The organism is Enterobacter sp. Lyrl_3, from assembly GCF_051948675.1.
Lineage (GTDB): Bacteria > Pseudomonadota > Gammaproteobacteria > Enterobacterales > Enterobacteriaceae > Enterobacter > Enterobacter cloacae.
Genome location: NZ_JAYJLI010000001.1, coordinates 166,848 through 190,117 on the forward strand (window position 1 = coordinate 166,848; position 23,270 = coordinate 190,117).

At 53.9% G+C, this 23,270-nt stretch carries 23 protein-coding genes; 2 read left to right on the forward strand and 21 right to left on the reverse strand.

The window, feature by feature from the left end; genetic code table 11:
• Window positions 1-7: 7 nt before the first annotated feature.
• Window positions 8-283, reverse strand: a complete 276-nt coding sequence (gene ychH / locus VF709_RS00895; RefSeq protein WP_013096227.1) for a stress-induced protein YchH — start codon at window positions 281-283, stop codon at window positions 8-10.
• Between the two features lie 273 nt (window positions 284-556).
• On the opposite strand from ychH, the gene pth reads away from it, so the two are divergent.
• Window positions 557-1,141 (forward strand): aminoacyl-tRNA hydrolase, encoded by a 585-nt coding sequence (pth, locus tag VF709_RS00900; protein WP_013096226.1) that lies wholly within the window; start codon window positions 557-559, stop codon window positions 1,139-1,141.
• 126 nt (window positions 1,142-1,267) lie between these two features.
• A complete protein-coding gene (gene ychF, locus VF709_RS00905) occupies window positions 1,268-2,359 on the forward strand; it encodes a redox-regulated ATPase YchF (protein ID WP_013096225.1) in 1,092 nt (363 codons plus the stop codon).
• Between the two features lie 135 nt (window positions 2,360-2,494).
• Here ychF and tri1 read toward each other — a convergent pair whose 3' ends face one another.
• The 20 genes from tri1 to VF709_RS01005 form a co-directional block, all read right to left on the reverse strand.
• Entirely contained in the window at window positions 2,495-3,598 is a 1,104-nt protein-coding gene (gene tri1 / locus VF709_RS00910) for an ADP-ribosylarginine hydrolase Tri1 (protein ID WP_375148615.1), read from the reverse strand.
• A gap of 37 nt (window positions 3,599-3,635) precedes the next feature.
• The gene (locus VF709_RS00915) at window positions 3,636-4,016 is read right to left on the reverse strand and encodes an immunity protein Tsi6 family protein (protein ID WP_028027979.1); all 381 of its coding nucleotides are present in this window, start codon (window positions 4,014-4,016) and stop codon (window positions 3,636-3,638) included.
• Between the two features lie 116 nt (window positions 4,017-4,132).
• Complete coding sequence (locus VF709_RS00920; protein ID WP_023620604.1) at window positions 4,133-4,480, reverse strand: immunity protein Tsi6 family protein; 348 nt, start codon at window positions 4,478-4,480, stop codon at window positions 4,133-4,135.
• A complete protein-coding gene (locus tag VF709_RS00925) occupies window positions 4,473-5,735 on the reverse strand; it encodes a polymorphic toxin type 46 domain-containing protein (RefSeq protein ID WP_038419855.1) in 1,263 nt (420 codons plus the stop codon). Before VF709_RS00925 ends, VF709_RS00920 begins: the two co-directional genes overlap by 8 nt.
• 2 nt (window positions 5,736-5,737) lie before the next feature.
• Window positions 5,738-6,532 carry a DcrB-related protein gene (locus VF709_RS00930; protein ID WP_062857075.1) on the reverse strand — a complete coding sequence of 265 codons (795 nt, stop codon included), beginning with the start codon at window positions 6,530-6,532 and terminating at the stop codon, window positions 5,738-5,740.
• A gap of 11 nt (window positions 6,533-6,543) precedes the next feature.
• Window positions 6,544-8,472: a type VI secretion system Vgr family protein gene (locus VF709_RS00935; RefSeq protein WP_038419859.1), complete on the reverse strand. Its 1,929-nt coding sequence runs from the start codon at window positions 8,470-8,472 to the stop codon at window positions 6,544-6,546.
• A 65-nt stretch (window positions 8,473-8,537) separates the two neighbouring features.
• Window positions 8,538-9,005, reverse strand: coding sequence for a hypothetical protein (locus tag VF709_RS00940; protein WP_045903138.1), 468 nt, complete (start codon window positions 9,003-9,005; stop codon window positions 8,538-8,540).
• 51 nt (window positions 9,006-9,056) lie between these two features.
• A complete protein-coding gene (locus tag VF709_RS00945) occupies window positions 9,057-9,521 on the reverse strand; it encodes a hypothetical protein (protein ID WP_038419861.1) in 465 nt (154 codons plus the stop codon).
• Window positions 9,505-10,308 carry a hypothetical protein gene (locus VF709_RS00950; protein WP_052123637.1) on the reverse strand — a complete coding sequence of 268 codons (804 nt, stop codon included), beginning with the start codon at window positions 10,306-10,308 and terminating at the stop codon, window positions 9,505-9,507. The genes VF709_RS00945 and VF709_RS00950 overlap by 17 nt, the downstream gene beginning before the upstream one ends.
• 20 nt (window positions 10,309-10,328) lie before the next feature.
• A complete protein-coding gene (locus VF709_RS00955) occupies window positions 10,329-11,762 on the reverse strand; it encodes a serine/threonine protein kinase (protein ID WP_149896329.1) in 1,434 nt (477 codons plus the stop codon).
• 24 nt (window positions 11,763-11,786) lie between these two features.
• Window positions 11,787-14,402, reverse strand: coding sequence for a type VI secretion system ATPase TssH (tssH, locus tag VF709_RS00960; protein WP_187170755.1), 2,616 nt, complete (start codon window positions 14,400-14,402; stop codon window positions 11,787-11,789).
• Window positions 14,403-14,440: 38 nt separating this feature from the next.
• Window positions 14,441-15,484 carry a type VI secretion system baseplate subunit TssG gene (tssG, locus tag VF709_RS00965; RefSeq protein WP_440230671.1) on the reverse strand — a complete coding sequence of 348 codons (1,044 nt, stop codon included), beginning with the start codon at window positions 15,482-15,484 and terminating at the stop codon, window positions 14,441-14,443.
• Window positions 15,481-17,352: a type VI secretion system baseplate subunit TssF gene (tssF, locus tag VF709_RS00970; RefSeq protein ID WP_038420938.1), complete on the reverse strand. Its 1,872-nt coding sequence runs from the start codon at window positions 17,350-17,352 to the stop codon at window positions 15,481-15,483. The genes tssG and tssF overlap by 4 nt, the downstream gene beginning before the upstream one ends.
• Window positions 17,353-17,354: 2 nt before the next feature.
• The gene (gene tssE, locus VF709_RS00975) at window positions 17,355-17,918 is read right to left on the reverse strand and encodes a type VI secretion system baseplate subunit TssE (protein ID WP_013096188.1); all 564 of its coding nucleotides are present in this window, start codon (window positions 17,916-17,918) and stop codon (window positions 17,355-17,357) included.
• A complete protein-coding gene (locus VF709_RS00980; RefSeq protein ID WP_013096187.1) occupies window positions 17,911-18,723 on the reverse strand; it encodes a type VI secretion system accessory protein TagJ in 813 nt (270 codons plus the stop codon). The genes tssE and VF709_RS00980 overlap by 8 nt, the downstream gene beginning before the upstream one ends.
• Before the next feature lie 9 nt (window positions 18,724-18,732).
• Window positions 18,733-19,719 carry a hypothetical protein gene (locus VF709_RS00985; RefSeq protein WP_038419867.1) on the reverse strand — a complete coding sequence of 329 codons (987 nt, stop codon included), beginning with the start codon at window positions 19,717-19,719 and terminating at the stop codon, window positions 18,733-18,735.
• Between the two features lie 16 nt (window positions 19,720-19,735).
• Entirely contained in the window at window positions 19,736-20,533 is a 798-nt protein-coding gene (locus VF709_RS00990) for a PP2C family protein-serine/threonine phosphatase (protein WP_013096185.1), read from the reverse strand.
• Complete coding sequence (gene tagH, locus VF709_RS00995; protein WP_013096184.1) at window positions 20,530-22,299, reverse strand: type VI secretion system-associated FHA domain protein TagH; 1,770 nt, start codon at window positions 22,297-22,299, stop codon at window positions 20,530-20,532. The genes VF709_RS00990 and tagH overlap by 4 nt, the downstream gene beginning before the upstream one ends.
• 87 nt (window positions 22,300-22,386) lie before the next feature.
• Window positions 22,387-22,740: a T6SS amidase immunity protein Tai4 family protein gene (locus VF709_RS01000; protein ID WP_013096183.1), complete on the reverse strand. Its 354-nt coding sequence runs from the start codon at window positions 22,738-22,740 to the stop codon at window positions 22,387-22,389.
• The gene (locus VF709_RS01005; RefSeq protein ID WP_013096182.1) at window positions 22,737-23,228 is read right to left on the reverse strand and encodes a type VI secretion system amidase effector protein Tae4; all 492 of its coding nucleotides are present in this window, start codon (window positions 23,226-23,228) and stop codon (window positions 22,737-22,739) included. The genes VF709_RS01000 and VF709_RS01005 overlap by 4 nt, the downstream gene beginning before the upstream one ends.
• Window positions 23,229-23,270: the final 42 nt, after the last annotated feature.

Genomic DNA, 23,270 nt, shown 5'->3' on the forward strand with positions numbered 1-23,270 from the left:
ATGCGTACTAGCTGTGCTTATGCTGGTCACGGCGGCAGCGTTTGTCGTAATGGCGCACCCACCAGTATTTATCACACACTTCCTCATGACCGCTCACACGCGCCCCGGCGAGCCACAGTACCGCCCCCAGGAAGATGCTCAATACCGCACCATGCGCGAAGTATTGTGGGAGATCAAGCTGCGGCAATTGGTTTAAAATTGAATAACCCACACCGGCTACCATCACGAACAGCCCCAACCCCATCAGCACGTTACCGAGTAACGAAGCGTTTTTGCGTTTCATATGTCACCTCCGGAACTTTGGGTTGTAGGGAATAAGTCCCTATTCCTTGTGTGTAAAGTATAGACAACGCCCCTTTTATGAGTTGCGTCAATGATCACAATTACAGATTACTCCCAAACAAAAATTTACAAATAACGCATTGAACAGCTTGAAATTCTAATTGTTCAAATAAGTAATTATTCGTATTTCGCTGTTAAGGTCGCAGAATTTTGTCAAGCGGCGCGCCAGACAGTAAACTACGCGCCAGATCTGGAACCCATTAGGAATTGAATCGTGACGATTAAACTGATTGTCGGCCTCGCCAACCCAGGCGCAGAGTACGCTGCAACCCGCCACAATGCCGGGGCCTGGTACGTTGATCTGCTGGCCGAACGGTTACGTGCTCCCCTGCGTGAAGAACCAAAATTCTACGGGTATACCTCACGTATCAATCTCGCCGGTGCGGATGTGCGCCTGCTGGTGCCTACCACCTTTATGAACCTGAGCGGCAAGGCCGTGGCGGCAATGGCAACGTTTTATCGCATCAATCCGGATGAGATTCTGGTTGCTCACGATGAGCTGGACCTGCCGCCAGGCGTGGCAAAGTTTAAACTGGGCGGCGGCCATGGCGGACACAACGGTCTGAAAGATATCATCAGTAAGCTGGGTAATAACCCGAATTTTCACCGTTTGCGCGTAGGAATCGGCCATCCGGGCGATAAAAACAAAGTTGTTGGTTTTGTGCTGGGTAAGCCCCCGGTTTCTGAGCAGAAACTGATTGATGAGGCGGTAGACGAAGCGGCGCGCTGCACTGAAATCTGGCTCAAAGATGGGTTAACCAAAGCGACAAACCGCTTACATGCTTTCAAAGCGCAATAATCTGCCCGATACGGCATTTTTACCGCGCGGTAGGCGGGTTACGTGTATAATAGGCGTAGTTATTTACTTTTCATCAGTCGGTTATCGTTAACGGATTGATTATCAAGATATTAAGGTGATTTAGAAATGGGATTCAAATGCGGTATCGTCGGTCTGCCAAACGTGGGCAAATCCACCCTGTTTAACGCGCTTACCAAAGCGGGTATCGAAGCGGCGAACTTCCCGTTCTGTACCATCGAGCCTAACACCGGCGTTGTGCCAATGCCCGACCCGCGTCTGGACCAGCTCGCGGAAATCGTGAAGCCGCAGCGCATTCTGCCAACCACCATGGAGTTCGTGGACATCGCGGGCCTGGTGAAAGGTGCATCCAAAGGTGAAGGTCTGGGTAACCAGTTCCTGACCAACATCCGTGAAACCGAAGCAATCGGTCACGTGGTGCGTTGCTTCGAGAACGACAACATTATCCACGTAGCGGGCAAAGTAAACCCGGCGGAAGATATTGATGTAATCAATACCGAGCTGGCGCTGTCGGATCTGGATACCTGCGAACGTGCGATCCACCGTATCTCCAAGAAAGCCAAAGGTGGCGATAAAGACGCCAAAGCCGAATTAGCGGTACTGGAAAAATGTCTGCCACAACTGGAAAACGCAGGTATGCTGCGCTCTCTTGACCTGAGCAAAGACGAGAAAGAGCTTATCCGCTACCTGAGCTTCCTGACGCTGAAGCCAACCATGTACATTGCCAACGTGAACGAAGACGGTTTTGAAAATAACCCGTACCTCGATCAGGTTCGTGCTATCGCCGAGAAAGAAGGTTCTGTCGTTGTTCCGGTTTGTGCCGCTGTAGAAGCCGATATCGCCGAGCTGGATGACGAAGAGCGTGACGAGTTCATGGCCGAGCTGGGTCTGGAAGAGCCAGGTCTGAACCGCGTTATCCGTGCAGGTTATGCCCTGCTCAACCTGCAGACCTACTTCACCGCTGGGGTGAAAGAAGTGCGTGCGTGGACTATCCCTGTTGGCGCAACGGCTCCACAGGCTGCGGGCAAGATCCACACCGATTTCGAGAAAGGCTTTATCCGTGCGCAGACTATCGCGTTTGAAGACTTCATCACCTACAAGGGTGAGCAAGGCGCGAAAGAAGCTGGCAAGATGCGTGCTGAAGGGAAAGACTACATCGTTAAAGATGGCGATGTGATGAACTTCCTGTTTAACGTCTGAGTCGTTATGAATGAAAAAAATCCACGCTTTGGCGTGGATTTTTTTATTATTAGAAGTAATCGGCGGAATTATCTTTATATTATGGCTTTAGCGCCTAAATACACGGCACGGGAGAATAACCGTACTATGTTGTATTTATAAAAAAGTATCCTCAGGTGCCCTATCGAACAATTCACCTGCCATTTGGAAAATTCTATCGTGCTGGACCAGCTTGTTTTTCCACTCCAGCGGAATACCGGAATAACCATACAACGCACCTGCTATTTGTCCCGCCGTCGCCGCAACGCTGTCAGCGGCATCGGCAAGATTGGCAGCCAGCAGAATCGCATCCCGGAAATTATCAGTATTCCATACGGACCACATCGCGGCCTCAAGCGTATCGATTACATAACCACTTGAACGAATCTGATCGCGTTTTTTTTGCTTATACTCACCTGCGTTGATAATCATTACACGTGGTTGAAGCGGCATAACGTGCGGAGAAAAAACAAAATTTTTGTTGCTACCGTTAATCATATGCACAAGTAAATAACTTAAATACTGTGTGCTATTTATTGTTTCCGCGGCACCGTGTGTTGCGATACTTTGTTTTTTAGCTTCATAAAACGCTTTGCTTAATGATTTTCTAAAAAAAATAGAGACAGGTGCTTGTCTGATAATGGAAGCATTACCTGCAGTTTCTGGCGCAGTATTACCGCTCCACCCAGGACCAACAGTTAAATATTGCTCTAAAGCAAATCGAGTTGTATTACCTATATCAAAACAGATGCCATTTGAACTGTTATAACCATGCTGATACCATTCCAGAAGCTTATTCCTGAAGCATATAGTATCAGCATCACCTTTCTCAAGTAGAGTTTCCGCAAGACATAATGCCATGGATGTATCATCCGTCCATTCGCCTGCGCGGAGTCGAAATGGCCCATCACCTATCATATCATTAACGTGTGCTCTGTCACGTGGTAGAAATTCAAGTGTGGTACCTACAGCATCTCCAACCGCAAGACCAATAAGCGCACCGACAGCACGATCCCGTGATTCCGCTAGTGAGATGTTACGTGATGGGGTTAAGTCCCATTGTTGTTGTGCATCGCATTCAAAAGATGATTCTAATGGTTTATCATTATTATATACATACTGCATCTTCCGCTGGACTGAAGGGCTGTTAATAGGTAAGTACTTACGATATTTATCAACATATTTTAACAACACATTCAAATTAGCATGTAAATCAATCACCATTCACCCATAATAGAAATATATTTAATATCCACTCCTAAAACTCATCAGGATACTTCATCTTGAGATATTCTTGCTTTGTTCTGTAACTGGCATTAACCTCATGCGGCAGCCTAACCTTTAACCCTCGGCGGATTTGATCCACAATAAACCAAGCATCCGACAATCTTTCAAAAAACAACTCATCAGAATTGTCAAACTCCTTCACTGCATACATACCGAACGTCATTTCCCATAATTTCGCTTTATCCTTTTCCTTGCCTTCGATTAAATCCCGTAGAAATAATAATTGTTGTACAATAGAGTCGTACATTTGTAAAACAGGTGAATGGAGGTTACAATTTCTGACCTCAGCATATCTCTTTTGTGCTAAAGCCAATGCTCTTTCAACATAACCAAAGATTGTTATTTCACTCATTGCAATGAATCGAATTAACTTAAAATATTACACATGATAGCAAGTTATGTCCCCACTTACCCTTTGTAATTCTAACCAAGATGATTACATTTAAAACTTTAATCAAAAATTGCTAATCACTTGCGATATCTTTTTTGCCTTTTCAAGTACTCTATGTCTTGCTCATGGGGGAGAATAACCTTCAATCCTTGTCCCATCTGAGAAGCTATATAATTAGCATTGGACAAATGCTGAGCAAGTTCGACATCGGTAGTATCAAACTCTTTGGACGCAAGCACTCCAAGATTCAATGTGTGTAATTTACTTTTATCCTTTTCAGCACCAGTTAGAATGGATTTTATATATTCCAACTGATTCTTTGCCATAATATATAAAGAAAATGTTGGATTTTCTTCCAATCGATGATTGATTGCATCAATAGCATCATTGATATAATCCAGCGCGGTGTAATTTTCTTTACTCATGAGTCACCTTAAATATATCCTTTTCGCTTGAAAGCATCTGTATTGCCCCACCCTTTGTCTGGTAGGGTACATCTTTCACTGACCAAGTATCAAGCGCGGGCAAAGAAGTACTACGTAACATCTCGACTTTTTGCTGTGAAACATAAGGTTTTGCTATTTTATCAACAACTTGATCAGTGCCATAAATAGTGCCTTTTGGATTAATACCTAACTCTGTTGGCTTGACATCTTCTCGAAGAGCATACCAGTTTCCCTGTCGTCCTCCTGGCACCTGGTTTTGATAGAGTGTTTTATTTCTATTTATTGTTTCAACACTCACTCTATTTGTATAATCAATACCATTATCAAAGTCACGAATCTGTTGCGGTGTGAAACCCTTAGATTCGAGCCAGTTTCTTGCCTGCTCTTTATTTCCTCTGGCTGTAATATCTCTATTGAGATCGCCCGTGCGTCCAAATTTTTTATTAAGTTCAGCTCTTCGGGCCGAAACAATTGGCTTAACAGGTTCGAGAACAGGCTTACCAGCACGCCACGCATCAAATCGTGCCCCGCCCTTCATGCCAGCCCCGCCGCCGATAACGGAGCCGATTAGCATCCCCCATTTCTGACCGTCGCTACCTTCGCCAAAAAGCATCCCACCCGCATAACTACCAATAGTTCCACCGCACATTGCACCGAGAGTGCTCAGAAGTGCGATTGCCGGACTGGCCAGCACCGCCACCGCTCCGGCACCAACGGCGAGCATCGTCCAGTTTACCCATTCAGGAATTTCAGGACTTATTTCATCGGTCTGGACCTTGCCTCCACCAATGATAACATTACGCGAACCCTGGCTAATCTCAGCGCTGCATGTCAGCTTATCGCCAGTGCGAGAAGCAGGAAAGTTGTTGATGTAAACCTTTATCGAACCTTCGGCAACCCGTTGCAGGCTGCCGCTGTGTTCGTCACACTCTCCGGCCGATAGATGAGCGCGGATAGCCTTTCGGCTGTTGATAAAAACATTGGGCGAACCTTCTTTCAACGTACCCGTAGTGTGACGCGGTGCCCATGACATACTTCCCAGGACCTCACCCAAACCACCGGCAGCACACGCCCCTGCGGCGACAGCAGAAACGGCTACCAGAGCGGTCCCACCGGTAACAACAACGGCAGCTGCTCCCAGAATTGCCCCACCTACAAGCCCAGCGATCATCCATCCTTTTGAGGCTGTATGAGCAATCTCGTCATCTACACGTGCGGCCAGACATTCGGACATGACTATTTGGCTCTCTGCGCCATCAGATACTTGCGGATCTGATCTGTTGAGTTAAGGTCGTCAGAACCTGAGACCTGGCGGCAAACAGAAAGCTGTGAAACTAAGTGGTGGGATTTTTCTGCAGAAAGGGTCCACAGCGCGTAACGAAGAGGCTGACTGCCCGGGACAGGCGCAATACTTAAAGGTGCCCCCTGCTTATCAAAAAGTAAATAGTGTCCCTCTTTCGCCCGCTGAAGCGAAAGATGCCCGTAAAGCTCCTGAATGTTTTTAAACACGCTGAGTATCTTACTCTCGCTATCGAGTGCAAAAAATGGCCCCTCTGTGTTGGCCTCAAGCATATCTCTGGTTTCGGTCGGAGCTGGCTTATGGAACTTGATACTGCGGATAATTGCTTGATATTGATCGTGATAATAATCGCTAAACTCACCAGGACAGGTACCGATGTAACACACCATTTTTCGCCCAGCGGGATGCTCGTCCATTAAAATAATGGTCTGCTTCTGAAAAACGGTCGTACCATCATTTTTAAAATGATAAAAAAGCTCCGCAGCCGCGTGATTATCAACAGTGGTCATATGCGAGGACGTCAGGTTAAAATCTGGTACGGTAATTTCTAACTCACGCACCAGACGAGTTGCCACATCATGCACACTCTCATCTTTTTTTACACTGGCACGAGAAACAACGAAGGTAAACTCACTGGCACCATTTTCGCTCAGGGTAAATAAATTCATGGTTCTGTCTTTATATACATCTGGTAACGCCAGGGTAGCTTCCTGGAGAATATATTCAGCCATTTGAGTTACTCTTATTTGTTGGCATTAATAACAAAAAAACCATCCACTTCCTGCTGGATTGCCGTCTGGTGGGATGCCCCTGGCGCATCGATGGCATTGCTGCCATCAGCAGGGTTAAGATGCAATTCCCCGGAAAGCGTGTTTATTTGTGCACTCTGTTTTGCGGTAAAGTTAAAGTTATTGCCAATGATGTTCACGCTCCCGTCTTTTGATAATTCAATGGCGCTTTCACCACACTCCAGCCTCAACGTATTGCCCGCTGAAATAATAAAGTTATTAACAACTTTATCGCTGCGGCTGTTGCCCGTCAGGCAGACCACATCCCCTTTAACCCCTGCCTTCTGATTTTTTGCCACCCGTAAGGTTTCATCCTCTCCCACATATTGGGTTCGATTTTTTTCCGTGGCATGCGATTCATCATTTTTGACGTTGATATCGAGATTGCGCTCGGCCTGGAGCCACACCTGTTCCGCACCCGCCTTGTCCTCAAACCGCAGGGCGTTGGCATTATCCACGGAGCCATCTTTCGTGCGGCTCATAAAGCCCATCTGCGTCGCCGCCGCCGGCAGCGCCCACGGTGGCATGCTGGCATCGTTGTACACGCGCCCGGTGATAATCGGACGGTCCGGGTCACCGTTGATAAAGTCCACCACCACCTCATCGCCCACGCGCGGGATCTGCACCCCGCCGTAACCCTGGCCCGCCCAGGCGCTCGACACACGCACCCAGCAGGAGCTGGTGTCGTCCCCTTTTGCCAGACGGTCCCAGTGGAATTTCACCTTCACGCGGCCGTATTTGTCCGTCCAGATGCTTTCTCCCTGCGGCCCGACAACCTTCGCCGTCTGCGGGCCGTAGGTGCGCGGCCACGCCGTGGACTGCGCCGGACGGAACGACACCGACGCCGGGATAACCGTGAAATCGATACGGTGAATGGTCTCCCCTTCGCCGCTGGCATAGCGGTTCTCTTCCAGATGATACCCGGCCGCCGTCACCAGATAGTCACCGTTATCGCTGAAGAACGGTGCGTTGGTCAGGGTGAAGGTGTGGCCCGGCGCAATACCCGCCGCCGTGGCCGTGGCCTGAATCTGCTGATGCTCCACCTGCCAGCGCTCCTGGCGAATGCGGGCGTAGAACTCCGCATGCCCGGTCTCCACAAAGCGTCCAGGCCAGTCGTACACGTCAATGCTGCCCGGCTTCGGCGACGCCGGGTTCTGCTGCGCCTGGAACAGCCACGCGTTCGGCTTGCGGAAGTCGTAGTCGTCGAGGCTGTAAATGCCCGGCGTGACGCTGTCCTCCAGCGCCCACTGGCTGATGCCCTCTTCGTCCGTGCTACCGCCGGACGGCGTCTGGTGATAGGGGATGACCTCGTAACCGCTGAACGGCTGATGCTGCGTGGCGGCGTCGGTGAGCACCAGGGTGTGTTTGTCGGCCTCGTGGCTGAAGTAATACGCTATTCCCTCCAGCTCCATCAGGCGGCTGATAAAGTCGAGACTCGACTCCTGATACTGGACGCAGTAGTCCCACACCCGGTAGCTGCCGGTGAGCTTATCTTCCACGTTGACCTGATGCTCGCCCAGCAGGGTTTTCACAATCTGCGGCACCGTCTGCCCCTGGAAGATACGCAGGTTACGGTCGCGCTTCATCGGCCACAGGTCCGGCTCCACCGTCAGCTGATACACCGCATAGCGCGTTCCCGTCAGCTCAACGGCGCTCACCGCCACACGCGTGACTTTACCGTTGATGTAGCGCGGGGTAAGCAGGTTCTGGGTCGGGATGGTCACCGTGACCGGCTGGCCCAGCAGTTTGCTGCGGTCGATACGCGCATCCGTGCCGAGCAGGGTCAGCGTCAGGGCGAACGACTCGGACATCGCCTCGCGGCCGGAGAGTTTCCAGAAAAGCAGCCCCTCGACCGGGAGCTGAACGGTAATTCGGTTGAGCATAATCGTTATTCCATATGGCTTATGCGACACAAATGATTACGTCAGTAGATCTGACATGCTGAATACTATTCTGATTCAGCCGACTTATTTATGGCGGGTTGACTTTTTATGAGATAAATAAGTGAACCTATCTTTACTATTTCAGACAGGACAAGAAGAGAGATATTTACTTTTAATCCGCCCCATCCTAATCCACCTGCAATCATAGGGAAAAAAGGTACTGAGCTTCGTAAAGTGATAATGCGCAAAACCTCAAGCGACAATGAAAACTTGACAGCATAATGCTTTTTCTTGAAAAAAAACCACGCAGAAAAAAGCAACACCAGCGGTATCAACACATAAACAAGGTAATACGTCCCCTGCAACGTATCATCTACCCCTCCGAACCATGTCATGTACACTAGCAAAGCCAGATTCACTAATGCTGAAACCCAATCTCCACCCAGAAAACCCCAGGAATCAATGGCGTAATACACAGCCCCAATGACATCCATGACACCCCAAAAGTAGAATATTTTTTCTCTCGCAGTCATACTGGGCACCAACGTAATTTAAATTTCGCAAAGAAAATTTATTTTCAGCAATCAACGCGAGTCATTTAAACTACGTTCTGTTTTCCTGTTGCTCATCAAATAGAGCATAGAATATAATTTCAGACACTCAGATAAAACAAACAACCCTAAATTCAGCCAAGTGTTTGATATTCCAGACACGGTTACTAACAGAGGAAATAGCGTTACTGAACATCTGAAAGAAATAAACCGCAAAACCTCTTGGATAATCGCAAACTTAATCGCATATGTTTTTCTTTTAAAGAAGAACCAGGCAGAAGCAAATAGCGAAAGTAAGAGAGCTAAATCCAAAATAAAAAAAAGAAATACCAGAACGCTATAACCACCGCTTGCAACATCGCTGGAAAGGCCACTAAACGCCACGATATCAGAAATAAATGGAATTCTACCCTGCCGAATTGTATTCACAAAATAAAGCATGACTGCCAGGACATCCATACATCCCCAGAAATACCATAATTTATTTTTTAAATTCATAATCTTCTTCTCTGACTCCCGGTATCCATTGCCATGATTTACCACTTACAGCCCAGGCATCATCCCCTTCCTGATACTTTTGATAAATCGATCGTGCTTCACCATATCGCCTGATTACAGACTTTTCCGATATTAAGGCACGAGAAACACTATCTAAATCAGCAGGTAAAGGCGTCCAATGTTGAATTTTATCACGTGACGTATTCATATAATCTTTGCCGTCAGATCCAAAAACTCGCCCCTCATCCCCCATACTTGTCAGTCGGTTTATCGCCATAATCACAACATTTTTTGTGCCATGATAATCATTGTCTACCGTCTTCCAATATCCAGGCCCATATTGAGCCGTGGCGGGAACAAACGTATCTCTCGTTGGAGACGGTTTTCCGAACAGAGCAACATTATGGCGATAGCGCTCGATGATGTAATTTACAAAAGCCGAGTTGTAGATCGCCGGATCAACACAAAATAAATCACCCGATTCAGCGATGAAAAAAGGGTAAGTGGATTTTGTACGTTGGCGTTGAGCAATTAAAACCACTTCCCCTGAGTCAATTAATCGCTCAATCTTATTCAGGTTCTGAGCATATAGCGGATCGAATACCGCATTTGGGTTAAATTCGAAGCGATGTCGTATACTCAGGCCGTCTATGCTGTGAAATGGATTAGATACTCCACGAACCACGACAAATTCACGTCCTACATCGCTCCGTGCATACACAGGAGAGACAATCTTTTCGAATTCCTTTGGATGAAGTCTTTGGCTTCTAAGATCGTACACTTCCATAAGATCTCCTGTTTATATTCCTACGGATTCACCAGCCAGGTGCCAGGCTTCACGATATCCAGCGTCTGGCTACGGGTTCTGCCGTTGCCCTGCAGTTCAATGCTCACCTCACCCGCTGGCAGCTTGAGCGATGCATAGCCGTTGTTCGCCGGACGCAGCGCTTTCGGCTCGCCGTTCACTTTCAACGTCTCGCCGTCAAGGATGCGAATGTAGACCAGAGCAATCGGGCTGGCTTCAACCGGTGGCGGCGTCGGTTGCGCTGTCGCAGGCGTTGCCGCTTGTTCGCTTACCTTCGCGGTCTCCTGTTTGACATCTGGCGCGTTCGATGCGGTTTCCGTCGTGCGGGATGCTTCCGGCGCTTGCGCAGCCTGCTCTGGTGCATCGTGGCCGCCGCTGAACAGCATCGCGCCAGCGACCACCCCAACCAGCACACCCGCGGCAACCATCCCGGGGATCTTGTAACGACGCCAGTCAAATGCCGAAGCCGGTGCCTCTTCTTCCACCGGCACCAGCATGGTGCCCGGTTTTTTAGCAGTCAGCACGTCATCGATACCGGCGACCGGCATCTCGATTAACGCCGCGAACTCATCAATAGACTGCGGACGGTCTTCCATGTGCAACGCCAGGGCACGGTCGATAGCCTGCAACAGCGACAGGGAGTACCCCTGCGGCTGGATTTCCACCAGCGGTTTGCAGGTATCCTGAATGGAACGCACCACGCTGACCGGTGGCGGTGAGCCCACGATCAGGGTGCGCAGCACCGCGCCGAGCGCGTAGATATCCGTCCACGGTCCCTGCTCGCTTTCGTTGTCGTCGGTGTACTGCTCGATAGGCGCAAAGCCCGGACGCAGCATGGTTTCGGTTTCGTCAGAGAGGTTACCGATGGTGCGACGCGCGGAGCCGAAGTCCAGCAGCACCGGCAGGCCGTTATCCTGGATCTGAATGTTATCCAGCGAAATATCGCGGTGCAGATAGCCCTCGTCATGGATGGTCTTTATTGCGCCAAACAGCATCGGCAGCGTACGACGGATCCATGCCTCGTTAATCAGCTCCGGCTTCTCCTCGCGCAGGCGAGAAAGCGTGGTGCCGCTGTAAAACAGCGTGCCCATGTAAGCCGTATCGTTTTGCACCCAGAAGCGCAACACGTGCAGCAGGTTCGGGTGGTTGAAGCGCGCCAGCAGGCGGGCTTCCTGAATGAAGCTGTTCAGCCCCGCCGAAAACGCTTTGCCAAAGCGTTCGCTGCGCAGTACCAGCGTCATGTCGTCGCCGCGCACGGCGAGCGAGGAAGGCATAAATTCTTTGATAGCGATAGTGCGTTCGAGCTGGTGATCCCAGGCGCGATAGACGATGCCGAATCCGCCGCCGCCAATCACCTCTTTAATTTCAAACTCGTTGAAGCGATACCCGACCGGGAGCGCGTTTGGGACAGTCCGATTGTTATCATTATCCGTCATCTTTTACAGTTCTCTTGATGATTATTACGCGGCAAACTGACAGTGAAACTCGCCCTGCTCGCAGGTGACATGCAGACGTCGGTACTGCTCGTCGCTGCGGCTGGCGGTAAGTAATATCTGACTCATCTGAGGCAGCAAGGTGTTTGTCAGGATCGCATCCACCATACGTCCACCTGATTCCACCTCGGTACAGCGCTGAACAATCTGTTCTACAACGCTGTCATCAAACTCGGAAATAATATTGTGATTCTCTTCCAGCCGACGCTGAATGCGTTTGAGCTGCAGGCGAACAATTTGCCCCAGCATCGCGTCGCTCAGCGGATAGTACGGCACCACCAGCAGACGGCCCAGCAGCGCCGGTGGGAACACCTCCAGCAGCGGCTGGCGCAGCGCCCCGCTTAACGCCTCCGGCTCCGGCATCAGTTCCGGATCGGCACACATGGCGCTGATAAGCTCGGTCCCGACGTTAGACGTCAGAATAATAATCGTATTACGGAAATCAATGTGACGACCTTCGCCGTCCTCCATCCAGCCTTTGTCGAAGACCTGGAAGAAGATCTCATGTACGTCCGGGTGCGCTTTTTCGATTTCGTCCAGCAGCACCACGCTGTAAGGACGGCGACGGACGGCCTCGGTTAACACCCCGCCTTCACCATACCCGACGTATCCCGGGGGTGCACCTTTTAAGGTGGAAACGGTGTGCGCTTCCTGGAATTCACTCATGTTGATGGTAATGACGTTCTGCTCACCACCGTACAGCGACTCCGCCAGCGCCAGCGCGGTTTCGGTTTTCCCCACGCCGGACGGGCCACAGAGCATAAACACGCCAACCGGCTTGTTCGGATCGTCGAGTTTTGCCCGGGAGGTTTTCACCCGGCGGGCAATCAGATCCAGACCGTGACGCTGGCCAATCACCCGCTGGTTCAGCGTGTCGGCGAGGTTCAGTACCGCATCAATCTCGTTTTTCACCATCCGGCCCAGCGGGATGCCGGTCCAGTCAGAGACTACGGCCGCCACCACGTTTTCATCCACAGCGGCAAACAGCAGCGGTTCATCACCCTGTAAGGCGTTCAGCGCCTGCTGCTGCTCTGCCAGTTGGCTGCGCAGCTCAGCGGTGTCGTCATCGCCCGCCGCAAACAGTGCGGCACGCAGGCGAATGATCTCCTGCACCAGGCTACGCTCGTCTTCCCAGCGCCGGGCCAGGGCCTCACGTTTCGCCTCATACGCGTCACGCTCTGCGGTTAATGCCGTGACGCGCTCAGATTCCCCTGCACCGACGCGCGCTTCGCGCTCCGCTATCTCAATTTCTACGTCCAGCGCCGCAAGATGGCGCAGGCAATCTTCCAGCTGCGCCGGAGGTGCACTCTGGCTCACCGCCACGCGGGCGCAGGCCGTATCCAGCAGAGCAACGGCTTTATCCGGCAGCTGGCGGGCCGGAATGTAGCGATGCGAAAGCTTCACGGCTGCGCTAACCGCTTCGTCGAGCAGTAAGACCTGGTGGTGGGTCTCCAGCGGCGACACGGTGCTGCGCAGCATCAGAACCGCTTTGGCCTCATCGGGTTCATGTACCTGCACCGTCTGGAAGCGACGGGTCAGCGCCGGATCTTTCTCGATGTATTTTTTGTATTCCGCCCAGGTAGTGGCGCCAATGGTACGCAGTTGTCCACGCGCCAGCGCTGGCTTCAGCAGGTTGGCGGCATCACCGGTGCCCTGCTGACCGCCCGCACCGATCAGGGTGTGGATTTCATCGATAAACAGAATGATTGGCGTGGCGCTGGACTGTACTTCATTGATTAATGCCTGCAGACGGGCTTCGAACTCGCCTTTCATCCCGGCACCGGCCTGCAGCATACCGATATCCAGCAGCCACAGCTGAATGTTTTGCAGCGGCTCCGGCACATCGCCGTCGGCGATGCGCAGCGCCAGCCCTTCCACCACCGCCGTTTTTCCGACGCCGGCTTCCCCGGTCAGCAGCGGGTTGTTCTGGCGGCGACGCATCAGTATATCGATCATCTGGCGGATCTCTTCATCGCGCCCAACTACCGGGTCAATTTTGCTTTCACGGGCACGGGCGGTCAGGTCCTGACCATACTGGGCCAGCGTTCCCTGGGCAGCAGGCACCGAACCGGCTGGCGCATCCACTGCGGCAGCGGCCTGCTGCGTCTCTTTGCTGTTGGCACAGATAGTATCGAACTGCTCAATCAGCACCTCGACGTTAAGACGGGTATACTGCGCCGAGATGCTCTTCAGCACGTTCGCCAGATTCCAGGTTTTCAGAATGCCGATCAGCAGATGGCCACCGCGGATACGGCTGACGCCAAACTTCAGCGATCCATAGACCCAGGCGCGCTCGACGGCGCTGTCGATATGTTCGGAGAGATCGGAAACGGAACTGGCTCCGCGCGGCAGGGCATCGAGCGCCGCCACGATATCGCGCGTCAGTTGCTGTTCGTCGAGGGCAAAATGACGGATCACCTGTTGCAGATCGCCATCCTGCTGCTGCATCAACTGATGCAGCCAGTGCACCAGCTCGACGTAGGGGTTGCCGCGCAGCTTGCAGAACGCGGTGGCGCTTTCCAGAGAGGTAAATAACAGCGTATCCAGTTTGCCGAAAAGCACGGCACGGCTAATTTCTGACATGTTAGTTTCCATTAACAATGATTCGGTATACGGAAGGATTACCGCTCTGCGCGATACACCAGATCGCCACGCGGGACAGGCTGTGGCTGAAGGCCCAGCCAGGTGTTGTACCCCAATCGCCCGGTGCTGCCGAGCGTGGCGCCCTGCACGGCGTCAGCGCGCAGGATCACCCGTGTTTCCCATTCAAATTCCACCCCTGCGTACTGGCGTACCCAGTCCCGCAGTTCGGTTACCCATACTTCTCCGGGCAAAAACCGGTTGTACTCTTCCGCGCTGAGTGGGCCAATCTCGATGCGAAATTTATGCTGCACGTCGCGGACCGCCACGCCCAGAAACGCAGATTCGCCCATCCGCGGCACGCGGCGTCCTGCTCCCAGCTGCGCCTGCTCGCGCGGTGAAAGCGGCATCCACTGCGGTACGTTGGCGATCAGTTTGACCGGGGCTTTCAAATAGTTACGCAGGATTTTTTCCAGGCCCTCAGGATCCCGTCCGTGGCGGGTCAGGTGTCCGGCGTGGGTAAAGCGGGCATGGGCGCTCAGGCTGCCTTTGTCCATCTGGCCGGGCTGCCCCATACCAATCAACGACGCCAGATATCCCTCAAAACGTTTATTGTCGGCGCGGTCGAGGGAGACGGCAGGCTGCGCATCGGCCCAGGCGCGATAAAACAGCAGCGTCAGACGATGATGGAACAGATCGGCAAACGCGCTCAGGCTGGTGTCCTGATGATGATGGATCCGCTCGCGGGCATACTCGGTCATGTGAACCGGCAGCGGCCCGTTAGGACCAAACAGGCCGAAGCTCAGAATGGAGACCTCGTGCAGCCCGTTGCCTTCGCGCTGGCGTACCTGCGCCACCGTCGAAGGTGCAAAACTCATCGACGGCTGCTGGCCCAGGCGTAGCGGCTCGAATTTTGGCAGCGGCGCACGCCCCAGCGGGTAGCGCTCCCCGCCCTGAGCATCAATGCGCCTTAACAGCTGGAACAGATCGTAGCGCCATGGCGTCTCGCGAACCCCGCGCCAGAAACTGTCCGGCAGCGGCGTCAGACGATGAACCTTCAGTGGCGCAGTGACAACGTCGCTCATACCAGTGCCCTTTTGCCCATACGCGGCGCCCAGTAGCCAATCTCGCCGCGCTGCTGACTTTTCAGGGTGAATTCCGTGAAGCTGTTGATCGACACCAGACGGGCAAACAGCCGCTCCAGCACGCTACCGAAAAGCCAGGGACTGGCACCGGAAAACGCACGTTCATCCACCGTCAGGGTAATGCCGATGCCACGGGCGAAGACGACCGGTCCCGGCTCGGGCACGCGGCGGTGAACCGGCTCCAGCACGCAGTGACGAACCCCTTCTACCTGACGCGCAACCGGCGTCTCCGCGAGATTGGCGTACAGCCCTAACAGCTGACGCAGCGCGGCGGCGCCCTCTTCGTTTTCACTGTCCATCAGGCTGAGGTAGTTCATTTGTAGCTGGCTGATCAACCGCCAGGTGCTGAACCCTTCTGCCAGCGCCGGACGCGGCGGCGTCGGCCCCTTACGCAAGGTCAGCGACTTCACCGGCATGGAGTCAGCCATAATGAACTGTCCCAGCTCCTGCTGCAGCATCAGCGGCAGATCCCGGCTGGTGCACAGCACCTCGGCGGAGATATAGCGCAGGTTCTCCTGCCAGGGTGCATGCTGCTCATCCACCAGCGAGACAAAGACCTCCGAGCCAATGTAGCCGGTGCGGGTGCCGTAACGCAGGGCGTGCTCAGAGAGCACGCGTTGTTCCCGGCGCAGGGAAAAGTAGGCCCCGTAGTTGCCCGCATCACCGCTCCAGGTGCTCCAGAACGGACGAAACGTCTGGTCGTCGCGCTGACCATCCGCACTGCCGTATATCTTGTTTACCGCGTAAATTTCGTAATCCAGCGGGCGGATGTTATCCACCACCAGATGGTATTCATGCTGGCCTTCGCTCAGCTTCTGACGCGCCGCTACCTTCGGGAACAGGTTGATCACTGGCGTGCAGTGCAGGGCCAGATGGCTGGCATCGACAACGCGCTCCAGCTGTTCATCGGTTTTATCCAGCAGAATGAAGATATCGAAGGCTTTTTCGTTTTCGCAGCGCTGGATCAGTTTGCTCAGCCCGCTCAGGCTGATGAAGCGGAAACGGGCCGGAAAAGCAAAGTACTCCTGCAGCAGACGGTAGCCGTCAAAGTTGCGCAGATCGTCCGGGAGTAGCGACTGATCCGCGTCAAACCCTTCCTGACGCAAGGCATCAGACGCCAGCACATCACGCTGCGGATGTTTGCTGACGGTCTGGCAGACCACCCCGACATGGTGCTCCATTACCAGCTCCAGCAGCTTTAACGCCTCGATATCCGGGCCGCTAAGGAAAAACTCCAGCCGGTCAAAATCAAGGTGGCCGAGGTTTTGCGGACCGTCGCAGGCAATGCGGATCCGTAAGGCGCTGCTGATCCCCTGCTGGCCCAGACCAAGCTGTGTCAGGGGCAGGTCGGCAGGCACACCGCCCAGCTCAACCTTGTCGATTTTCAGCGGCAGCAGGTTCACCTCATGCGCCGTGGTGTAGCTGCAGGTCACGCCGGTTTTCTTCAGCGCCAGGCTGTCCATCATTGTGCCGCGTGGCACGATAAAACCGTTGCTCAAATCGCCACGGCTGCTGTCAGGCTGAATTTCAGCAATCGCCATGGACGGAGTGGGCGCGAGATAGTTCGGCGCAATCATCTCCAGCAAGCGCTGGGAGAAGCGCGGAAACTCCGCGTCCATTTTCATCTGCACGCGCGAGGTCAGAAAGGCAAAGCCCTCCATCAGTCGTTCGGTGTACGGATCCGCCACTTCGATGCCGCGCATGCCCAGCCGTCCGGCCACTTTGGGATAGCGCTCGGCAAATTCGGCGCCCATCTCACGCAGATAGGCCAGCTCACGGTTGTAATATTCGAGCAGTTTACTTTCCACGATCACCCCGCATCTTTCAGTTCAAAGTGGCCGTTTTCCAGATCGACATCGGTACGAAACAGAAACTCCAGCGGGTACGGCACACACCACAAACGCCCTTTTATCTCGATGGAGAGCACGTTGTGCAGATCCAGCGAGGAGGTGTCCGACACACAGCGGACCTGCAGCCCCTGGGGCAAAATGCGGGGTTCAAAGTTGACAATGGCCTCGGTGAGTTTGCGCTGAATGTCGTGCCATTCGATATCCGACATGCGCTTTCCGGCCAGCGGCGCAACGCCAAAATTCACTACCGAACGGCTTACGTGTGGCAGCATGCTCAAATCGCCGGAGGCGTCGTGATTGATGGTATTAAACAGCCACTGCAGATCCCGCAGCACGTTGCGACGCAGCGCGGCATGGGTGATCAGGTTGCTGTTGGCCGACTCGCGCTTTTTCTCCGGGTCGTTATCGGTGAGGCGATCGAGCAGCGAGGGCTGCATTTTATCGCGCGCCCCCACCTTCTCCTGCTTACTGCGGGCTTGCCAGCCGCTGCGCAGCAGATCGCCTTCGCCAGCAGGATTACTCATGGGCTCCATCCGTTGCAAAAGTAACGAGACTCAGCGACAGCAGCGGGCTTTCGCTTTGCTCGCTGAGCCAGGCTTTCTGCCCCAACCCTTCATACAGAGTGCCGTCATCATCGAGCGGCAGCCACTCGGTGGTGCGTGCGAGTTTAACGGCGTCAGAGGCATCGGCTGCAAAAGGATAACGCGCCGGGATCTGACACACCTGCTCCGTCCCATCGGTCAAACGCACCAGCGCATGACGCCAGACCAGATCGGTGACGCTGGCCGGCGTCTGGAAACGGATCTCTGCGATAGCGCTAAACGGCAGCCAGAAGTAACGGCCGTTAACAAGGGTTTCGCACACCGGCCCCAGACGGGCATCGCCGTCCATCAGCCATTCAAAGGTCTGCGTCTCATCATTCTCTAGCGTCCATTGCCCCGCGCTCGCCTGCGCCTGTTCAAGGGCTTCCAGACGCAGCGCGTGAGCGCGTTCATCGCTCTCGCTCAGCGCGGCAGCAAGGGTGGTCAGCCATGGCCACTGGGCTTCCGGCATGGCCGGACGACGTTCTCCCGCCATCACCTGCGCGCGCTGCAGTTCTCCCTGAATGCACTGCTCCAGCAGGGTGACGGTGGGTTTCGCCTGCGGCTTAAGCGCCAGCCAGCTTTTCAGCTGGGTCAGCGCGCGCGTCCAGTTACCGCTGAGGGTGAGAAACTGCACAAACGCGGCACGGAGATCGGCATCCGCCGGACGGGCTTTAATCTCGTTTTCAAGACGCACCAGCGCGTCGCTGAGCGACTCGCCCGCCAGATGTTGATAGAGCGTATTCATAGCCATTCCTTAGTTTGCCGCGCGCCAGGCGCCCACTGCCGGGTCACGCAGCTGAGGACGCAGGGTATCAATCAGGACAATATTCAACGTGGTGCCAGGGGTAACCCAGGCGCTCCAGACCTTCTTCACTGCAGCAATACGCGCCTGCAGTTTTGCATCGTCGCTGGCGGTTTCACGCGAGATCTCCACGGCCACCGTGCCGTTGCTTTTCCAGCCGTTCAGGGCGCTGTCGTAAGGCAGGATCATCCAGCTCTGGTCGCTGTTCGGGGTGCTGAAGACCATACGCTCTTTGTTGACGGAGGTGATCAGGGCATGTTCCGGGTCGACGCTTTGATTCAGCCCCATCACCGGGAAGCCGTGAATGTAGGTCACCGCTATCTCTTTTTGACCGCCGCTGCGGGTCTGCGAGATAACCGTGTGGCCGCTCAGCCAGCTGCCGTTGCCGCAGCGGGTCGTGTCGGAATCCGGAATAAACAGCGCCGGCGCGGAAGATCCGCCTTCCCAGAAGGTGCGCAGATGGCAGCCGTCCTGGAGGGTAAACTCCTGCCACGGTGTGCGGTCAGCGGCCACCGTGTTGGTTTCAGCGTTCTGGTCAGGTGGCAGTAACGCGCCGCTGGTCTGGGTCGCAGTGGGTGCCGTCTGCTGCTGTTTCACCACCAGCTTCCACTCCTGAGCTTTGTCTGCTGTTCCCTGCGCAAGCGTAGTCCCTGCCGGATCGTTGAGGGCCCAGCTCAGCTTATTCACTTTGCTGCACTGGTGTTCCAGCAGCGAGCCGAGACGCGGAACAAAGTTTTCCAGCACTGAAACGTCTTTATTGCCGTTCGCCACAATGCGCAGCGCAATCTCTGATTTACACCAGCTCTGCGGGGTGTTGTCTTTGATGTTGTCGATCCAGATATCCAGCTTCTGCGCAGGAGACTGCACGATGCGGAAATTTTCAGCCTGGGCGGTGGAGGCCACCGCCAGAAGTGCCAAACCCGATAGCCAAAGTTTCATATCGTTCCTTGTGTGTCTAGTCAGTTCCGCAGGGAAGAAATTGTGCTGCGTCAGAGAGCGTATGCAGCAAAGTGGTGTCCTGAGGGTTGCCCATCCATACCGCCAGCGCCGTATAGTTATCCTGAGCATTCCCCTCCTGTTCAGCATTCTTTTGAATGATTTGGTTCATTAAGGTCAGCCACTCCTGTGGGGTGTTGACCATATGCAGCGACTGTTTCATCTGCTCTTCGCTGACGCCGTGCCAGAAACCGTCGGTGCAGAGTAAAAAGGCATCGCCGTCTTCAACCTGCACCACGTCGCTGTAGCTCGCTTCCGGGCCACCGTTTTCAATGCCCAGCGCCAGATACAGCAGGTTGCTGTTGAGGTTATCGGTCTGGTGACCGGCATCTTTCATCTGCTGAACCAGGCTGTGGTCGGTGGTGACATGCCACAGCCAGCCGCGACGAAACAGGTACAGACGGCTGTCCCCGGCGTGTGCCCAGTAGGCCAGACGGTAATCCCGGTCGATAAACAGGCTGACCAGCGTGGTACCCATCCGGCGATAGTCCTGCACCGCCTGCTGTTCGCTGAGAATGGTGCGATTCGCGGTTTGCACATAGTCACGAATATGCTGCGCGTTGAGGTGTTTGTCGCCATCAAAACGGGAGATGATGCTATTGCGGGCCAGTTCAGCGGCCACCTCACCGCCCGGCAGACCAGCGATGCCGTCACAGACGACAAAGCAGGCTGAACGTTCCCCTATGGTTTCTCCCGTCTGGTCCTGATTGCTGGCGCGCGTTCCCTGGCGGGAGAGAGAAGCCGTTGCGATATTCATTTTTCTTCCGATCCGCTCTGTGAGTCTTTGTACTGATTGACCTCCATGTCATAAGCATGAAGGAACGCTTCGCCAAACAGGGTGTGGAAGTCATCCTCAATCTCACCGGCCGTCTCGCCATAGCTGCGAACAAAGTAGTCCCACAGCGCGGCTTTGCGGCTGCCCGGCAGCGCCAGACGAGAGGTCATGCCGTTCTGCTTCGCCTGCTCTTCCAGTTGCTCCGGGTTAAAGGACTGCAGCATCGCGGCGATGATGGCGCGGATACCGGAGATCATCCCCAGCTGATGCGCCTGCAGATCGATTAGCGCGTCACGCACTGATTTGGTGGGTGGCATAAAGCCCGGCATCGGCGTACCGAACATCTGAATCAGGACCGTTTTCCCGGTCGGCAGCAGCTTGAACGGGTTGTTGGCATCGTCCAGCACCATGGTCATATCGGCTTTTACGCCGCGCTTGAGGATAGAGCGCGAAGAGAGCAACGCCACGGTGCCCTGCGAGAACATGCCGAGGATCTGGCCCAACTGACGCATATTTTCACGGTCAAACTGCGGCACCGGCTGCATTTCGCTCAGGCCCATCCCCTCCAGCAGCGCCTCCAGCAGCTCGCCCTGCAGCACCTCGCCTTTCTCACCGTTTTGCGCCGTAGCGCTTGGCACAGCCGCGTTTTTGACCGGGTCGATACGCAGACGTCCCTTCGGCGTCTGTGCGCTGCTGCGTGCGACGGCCTGCGGTGTAGGCATAGTAAAGCCTGCGTAATCGGTACGTACCGGCTCTTCCTCTTCCGCACGCGGTGGATCCTGCGGCTCAGGAGCAAACAGCGGAGAATCCGCCAGCGGATCGTCCTGCGGTACGGCCTCTGGCTCTGGCGCGGGTGCAGATGGCTCAGGCACGATCTCATCCGGATGGGTTAATGGCGCCCCGCCCATCAGCCCGAGCGGATCATCGTTACGCGCGGCTGGCGCGCTGGCCGAACCACCAAACAGGGCCAGCGGGTCGAGTTCATCCGTCGCCTCTTCTGCAGGCGCAGGTTTGCTCTCTACCGGCGGCACCAGCGTTGAAGGGGTGACATCGTCAAAAATGCTCTCTTTTTTGAACAACGCTTCATCGCTGAACAGCGTGTCGGGATCGACATTCTTACGCTCAAGCTTCGGCTCGCTGTCGTTGAACATTGCCAGCGGGTCTTCAGCGTTACGCTCGGGTGCCGCGGGTTGCGAGAAAGGATCGTGAGACGCCGCAGGCTGCGGTTTCGCACGGTTGCTGGAGATGCTGTCAGAGATAGAGAACTCCTGCATCAGGCTATCCCAGATTTCCGACGGCACGGCCGTTGGCTCCGCTTTGCCGCGCGGTGCGGCACTGGCTGGCTTTGGCTGCGGAGCAGGTGTCGGCGCCACTGTCGGGCGAGCCTGCTGCTGCATACTGGCGGCCATGCGGCTCACCGGCTGCGTGTCGTGGATAAGTTCCGTCACTTCGATGCGGTAGTCATCAATACCGAGAATATCCCCGTCCTGCAGCTCTACCTGACGCCCCCGCTCCAGCGGGATGTCGTTCAAAACCACGCGGGTGACGCTGCCACGGTTGGTCACGCGGCATTCGCCCTGGGCGTCAACGTGAACAATAGCCTGCAGGCGCGAGATGGTGCGGTCATTGTCCGGCAGTACCAGATTGTTATCCGTACCGCGCCCAATAGTGCCCCCGGGGGCATAAAAATCACAACTGCTCTGCGGCGGCTGATGACCGGGTTTCGTAGAAATAATCGTGAATCGCATGGCGTATTCCTGCTGGTATGATTAGCGCTCAAACGCTGCCGCTCTCGGGGGTGAGAACGGCGGCGTTTGGGGCCGATTTCATCTTTACTACTTTGAGGATTTGAGTGGCCGAATAGCGTCACTATTAGCGATCAAGGTGCACTTCAATATCTGATAATGACCTGGCTCGGTACCACCTACCTTCTGTTTCAGTAAAGAAACAATCACCTCATCAGCTTTTTCAAAATTCTCAGCAGGCAGATTGCTTGCTTCCAGCCATGCCGCGGCGCTGGCGTCAGCATCTTCTTTCAGGCTTTTACTGTCCGCAATCTTACCGATGCATCGATTCTGCACCCAGTTTTCGAAGATTTGTTGTTGAGAAAAAGTACTGATATCAGGCAACGTCTGGGCATTTGCGGCGGAGGCAACGAAGGCTAAGACAAAGAGCAATGGCTTTTTCATTTCAGGCTCCAGAAGGTTGCGTTAGTAGGGATAAATGAACCATTACCCGGTGAGCCAAGGAAATGACAATCATCCGAACAAATATTTCCGTTCCAGAGTGTTACATGCCCGGTTGCATCAAGCCAGCCATGCCCGGTAAAAATAATAATACCTTGCTTGCCCGCAAATTGTGCTGGGGTTGGAGAAGAAACAGATATGTCAGCTTTTCCCAATACCGTGGGTAAAAAAGCAATCATATCTTTAACACGGAACATATATCGCTTCTTGTCGCTCCCGGTCACAGTTGCATATTTACTATTAGAAGGAACTGGAATGCCACAATAATTTAAAACATAGCTCATACGAATGGGGCAGGCATTTTTAAAAATACCAGCATCTATATTATGCTGAACTTTCCCCCCCAATAACTTGCCAACCTGTTCTACGTTGACGTTCACTTCTTTAAATCGGTTCCAGGCGGCACCAAAAGCAGGACGCATATGAGACATCTTGTTTCTCCTTGAAAAGAAGCTCAGGAAAAAGTGGGCCCT

What these genes read in the sequence shown, in the direction of transcription:
- ychF (WP_013096225.1), top strand. Translation starts at nt 1,268, where the DNA reads ATGGGATTCAAATGCGGTATCGTCGGTCTGCCAAACGTGGGCAAATCC.
- VF709_RS00980 (WP_013096187.1), bottom strand. Translation starts at nt 18,723, where the DNA reads ATGAATACGCTCTATCAACATCTGGCGGGCGAGTCGCTCAGCGACGCG.
- VF709_RS00925 (WP_038419855.1), bottom strand. Translation starts at nt 5,735, where the DNA reads ATGTCCGAATGTCTGGCCGCACGTGTAGATGACGAGATTGCTCATACA.
- VF709_RS00930 (WP_062857075.1), bottom strand. Translation starts at nt 6,532, where the DNA reads ATGGCTGAATATATTCTCCAGGAAGCTACCCTGGCGTTACCAGATGTA.
- VF709_RS00935 (WP_038419859.1), bottom strand. Translation starts at nt 8,472, where the DNA reads ATGCTCAACCGAATTACCGTTCAGCTCCCGGTCGAGGGGCTGCTTTTC.
- ychH (WP_013096227.1), bottom strand. Translation starts at nt 283, where the DNA reads ATGAAACGCAAAAACGCTTCGTTACTCGGTAACGTGCTGATGGGGTTG.
- VF709_RS00985 (WP_038419867.1), bottom strand. Translation starts at nt 19,719, where the DNA reads ATGAAACTTTGGCTATCGGGTTTGGCACTTCTGGCGGTGGCCTCCACC.
- tssE (WP_013096188.1), bottom strand. Translation starts at nt 17,918, where the DNA reads ATGAGTAATCCTGCTGGCGAAGGCGATCTGCTGCGCAGCGGCTGGCAA.
- VF709_RS00915 (WP_028027979.1), bottom strand. Translation starts at nt 4,016, where the DNA reads ATGAGTGAAATAACAATCTTTGGTTATGTTGAAAGAGCATTGGCTTTA.
- tagH (WP_013096184.1), bottom strand. Translation starts at nt 22,299, where the DNA reads ATGCGATTCACGATTATTTCTACGAAACCCGGTCATCAGCCGCCGCAG.
- VF709_RS00990 (WP_013096185.1), bottom strand. Translation starts at nt 20,533, where the DNA reads ATGAATATCGCAACGGCTTCTCTCTCCCGCCAGGGAACGCGCGCCAGC.
- VF709_RS00920 (WP_023620604.1), bottom strand. Translation starts at nt 4,480, where the DNA reads ATGAGTAAAGAAAATTACACCGCGCTGGATTATATCAATGATGCTATT.
- tssH (WP_187170755.1), bottom strand. Translation starts at nt 14,402, where the DNA reads ATGTCAGAAATTAGCCGTGCCGTGCTTTTCGGCAAACTGGATACGCTG.
- VF709_RS01000 (WP_013096183.1), bottom strand. Translation starts at nt 22,740, where the DNA reads ATGAAAAAGCCATTGCTCTTTGTCTTAGCCTTCGTTGCCTCCGCCGCA.
- VF709_RS01005 (WP_013096182.1), bottom strand. Translation starts at nt 23,228, where the DNA reads ATGTCTCATATGCGTCCTGCTTTTGGTGCCGCCTGGAACCGATTTAAA.
- VF709_RS00945 (WP_038419861.1), bottom strand. Translation starts at nt 9,521, where the DNA reads ATGAATTTAAAAAATAAATTATGGTATTTCTGGGGATGTATGGATGTC.
- VF709_RS00940 (WP_045903138.1), bottom strand. Translation starts at nt 9,005, where the DNA reads ATGACTGCGAGAGAAAAAATATTCTACTTTTGGGGTGTCATGGATGTC.
- tssG (WP_440230671.1), bottom strand. Translation starts at nt 15,484, where the DNA reads ATGAGCGACGTTGTCACTGCGCCACTGAAGGTTCATCGTCTGACGCCG.
- VF709_RS00950 (WP_052123637.1), bottom strand. Translation starts at nt 10,308, where the DNA reads ATGGAAGTGTACGATCTTAGAAGCCAAAGACTTCATCCAAAGGAATTC.
- VF709_RS00955 (WP_149896329.1), bottom strand. Translation starts at nt 11,762, where the DNA reads ATGACGGATAATGATAACAATCGGACTGTCCCAAACGCGCTCCCGGTC.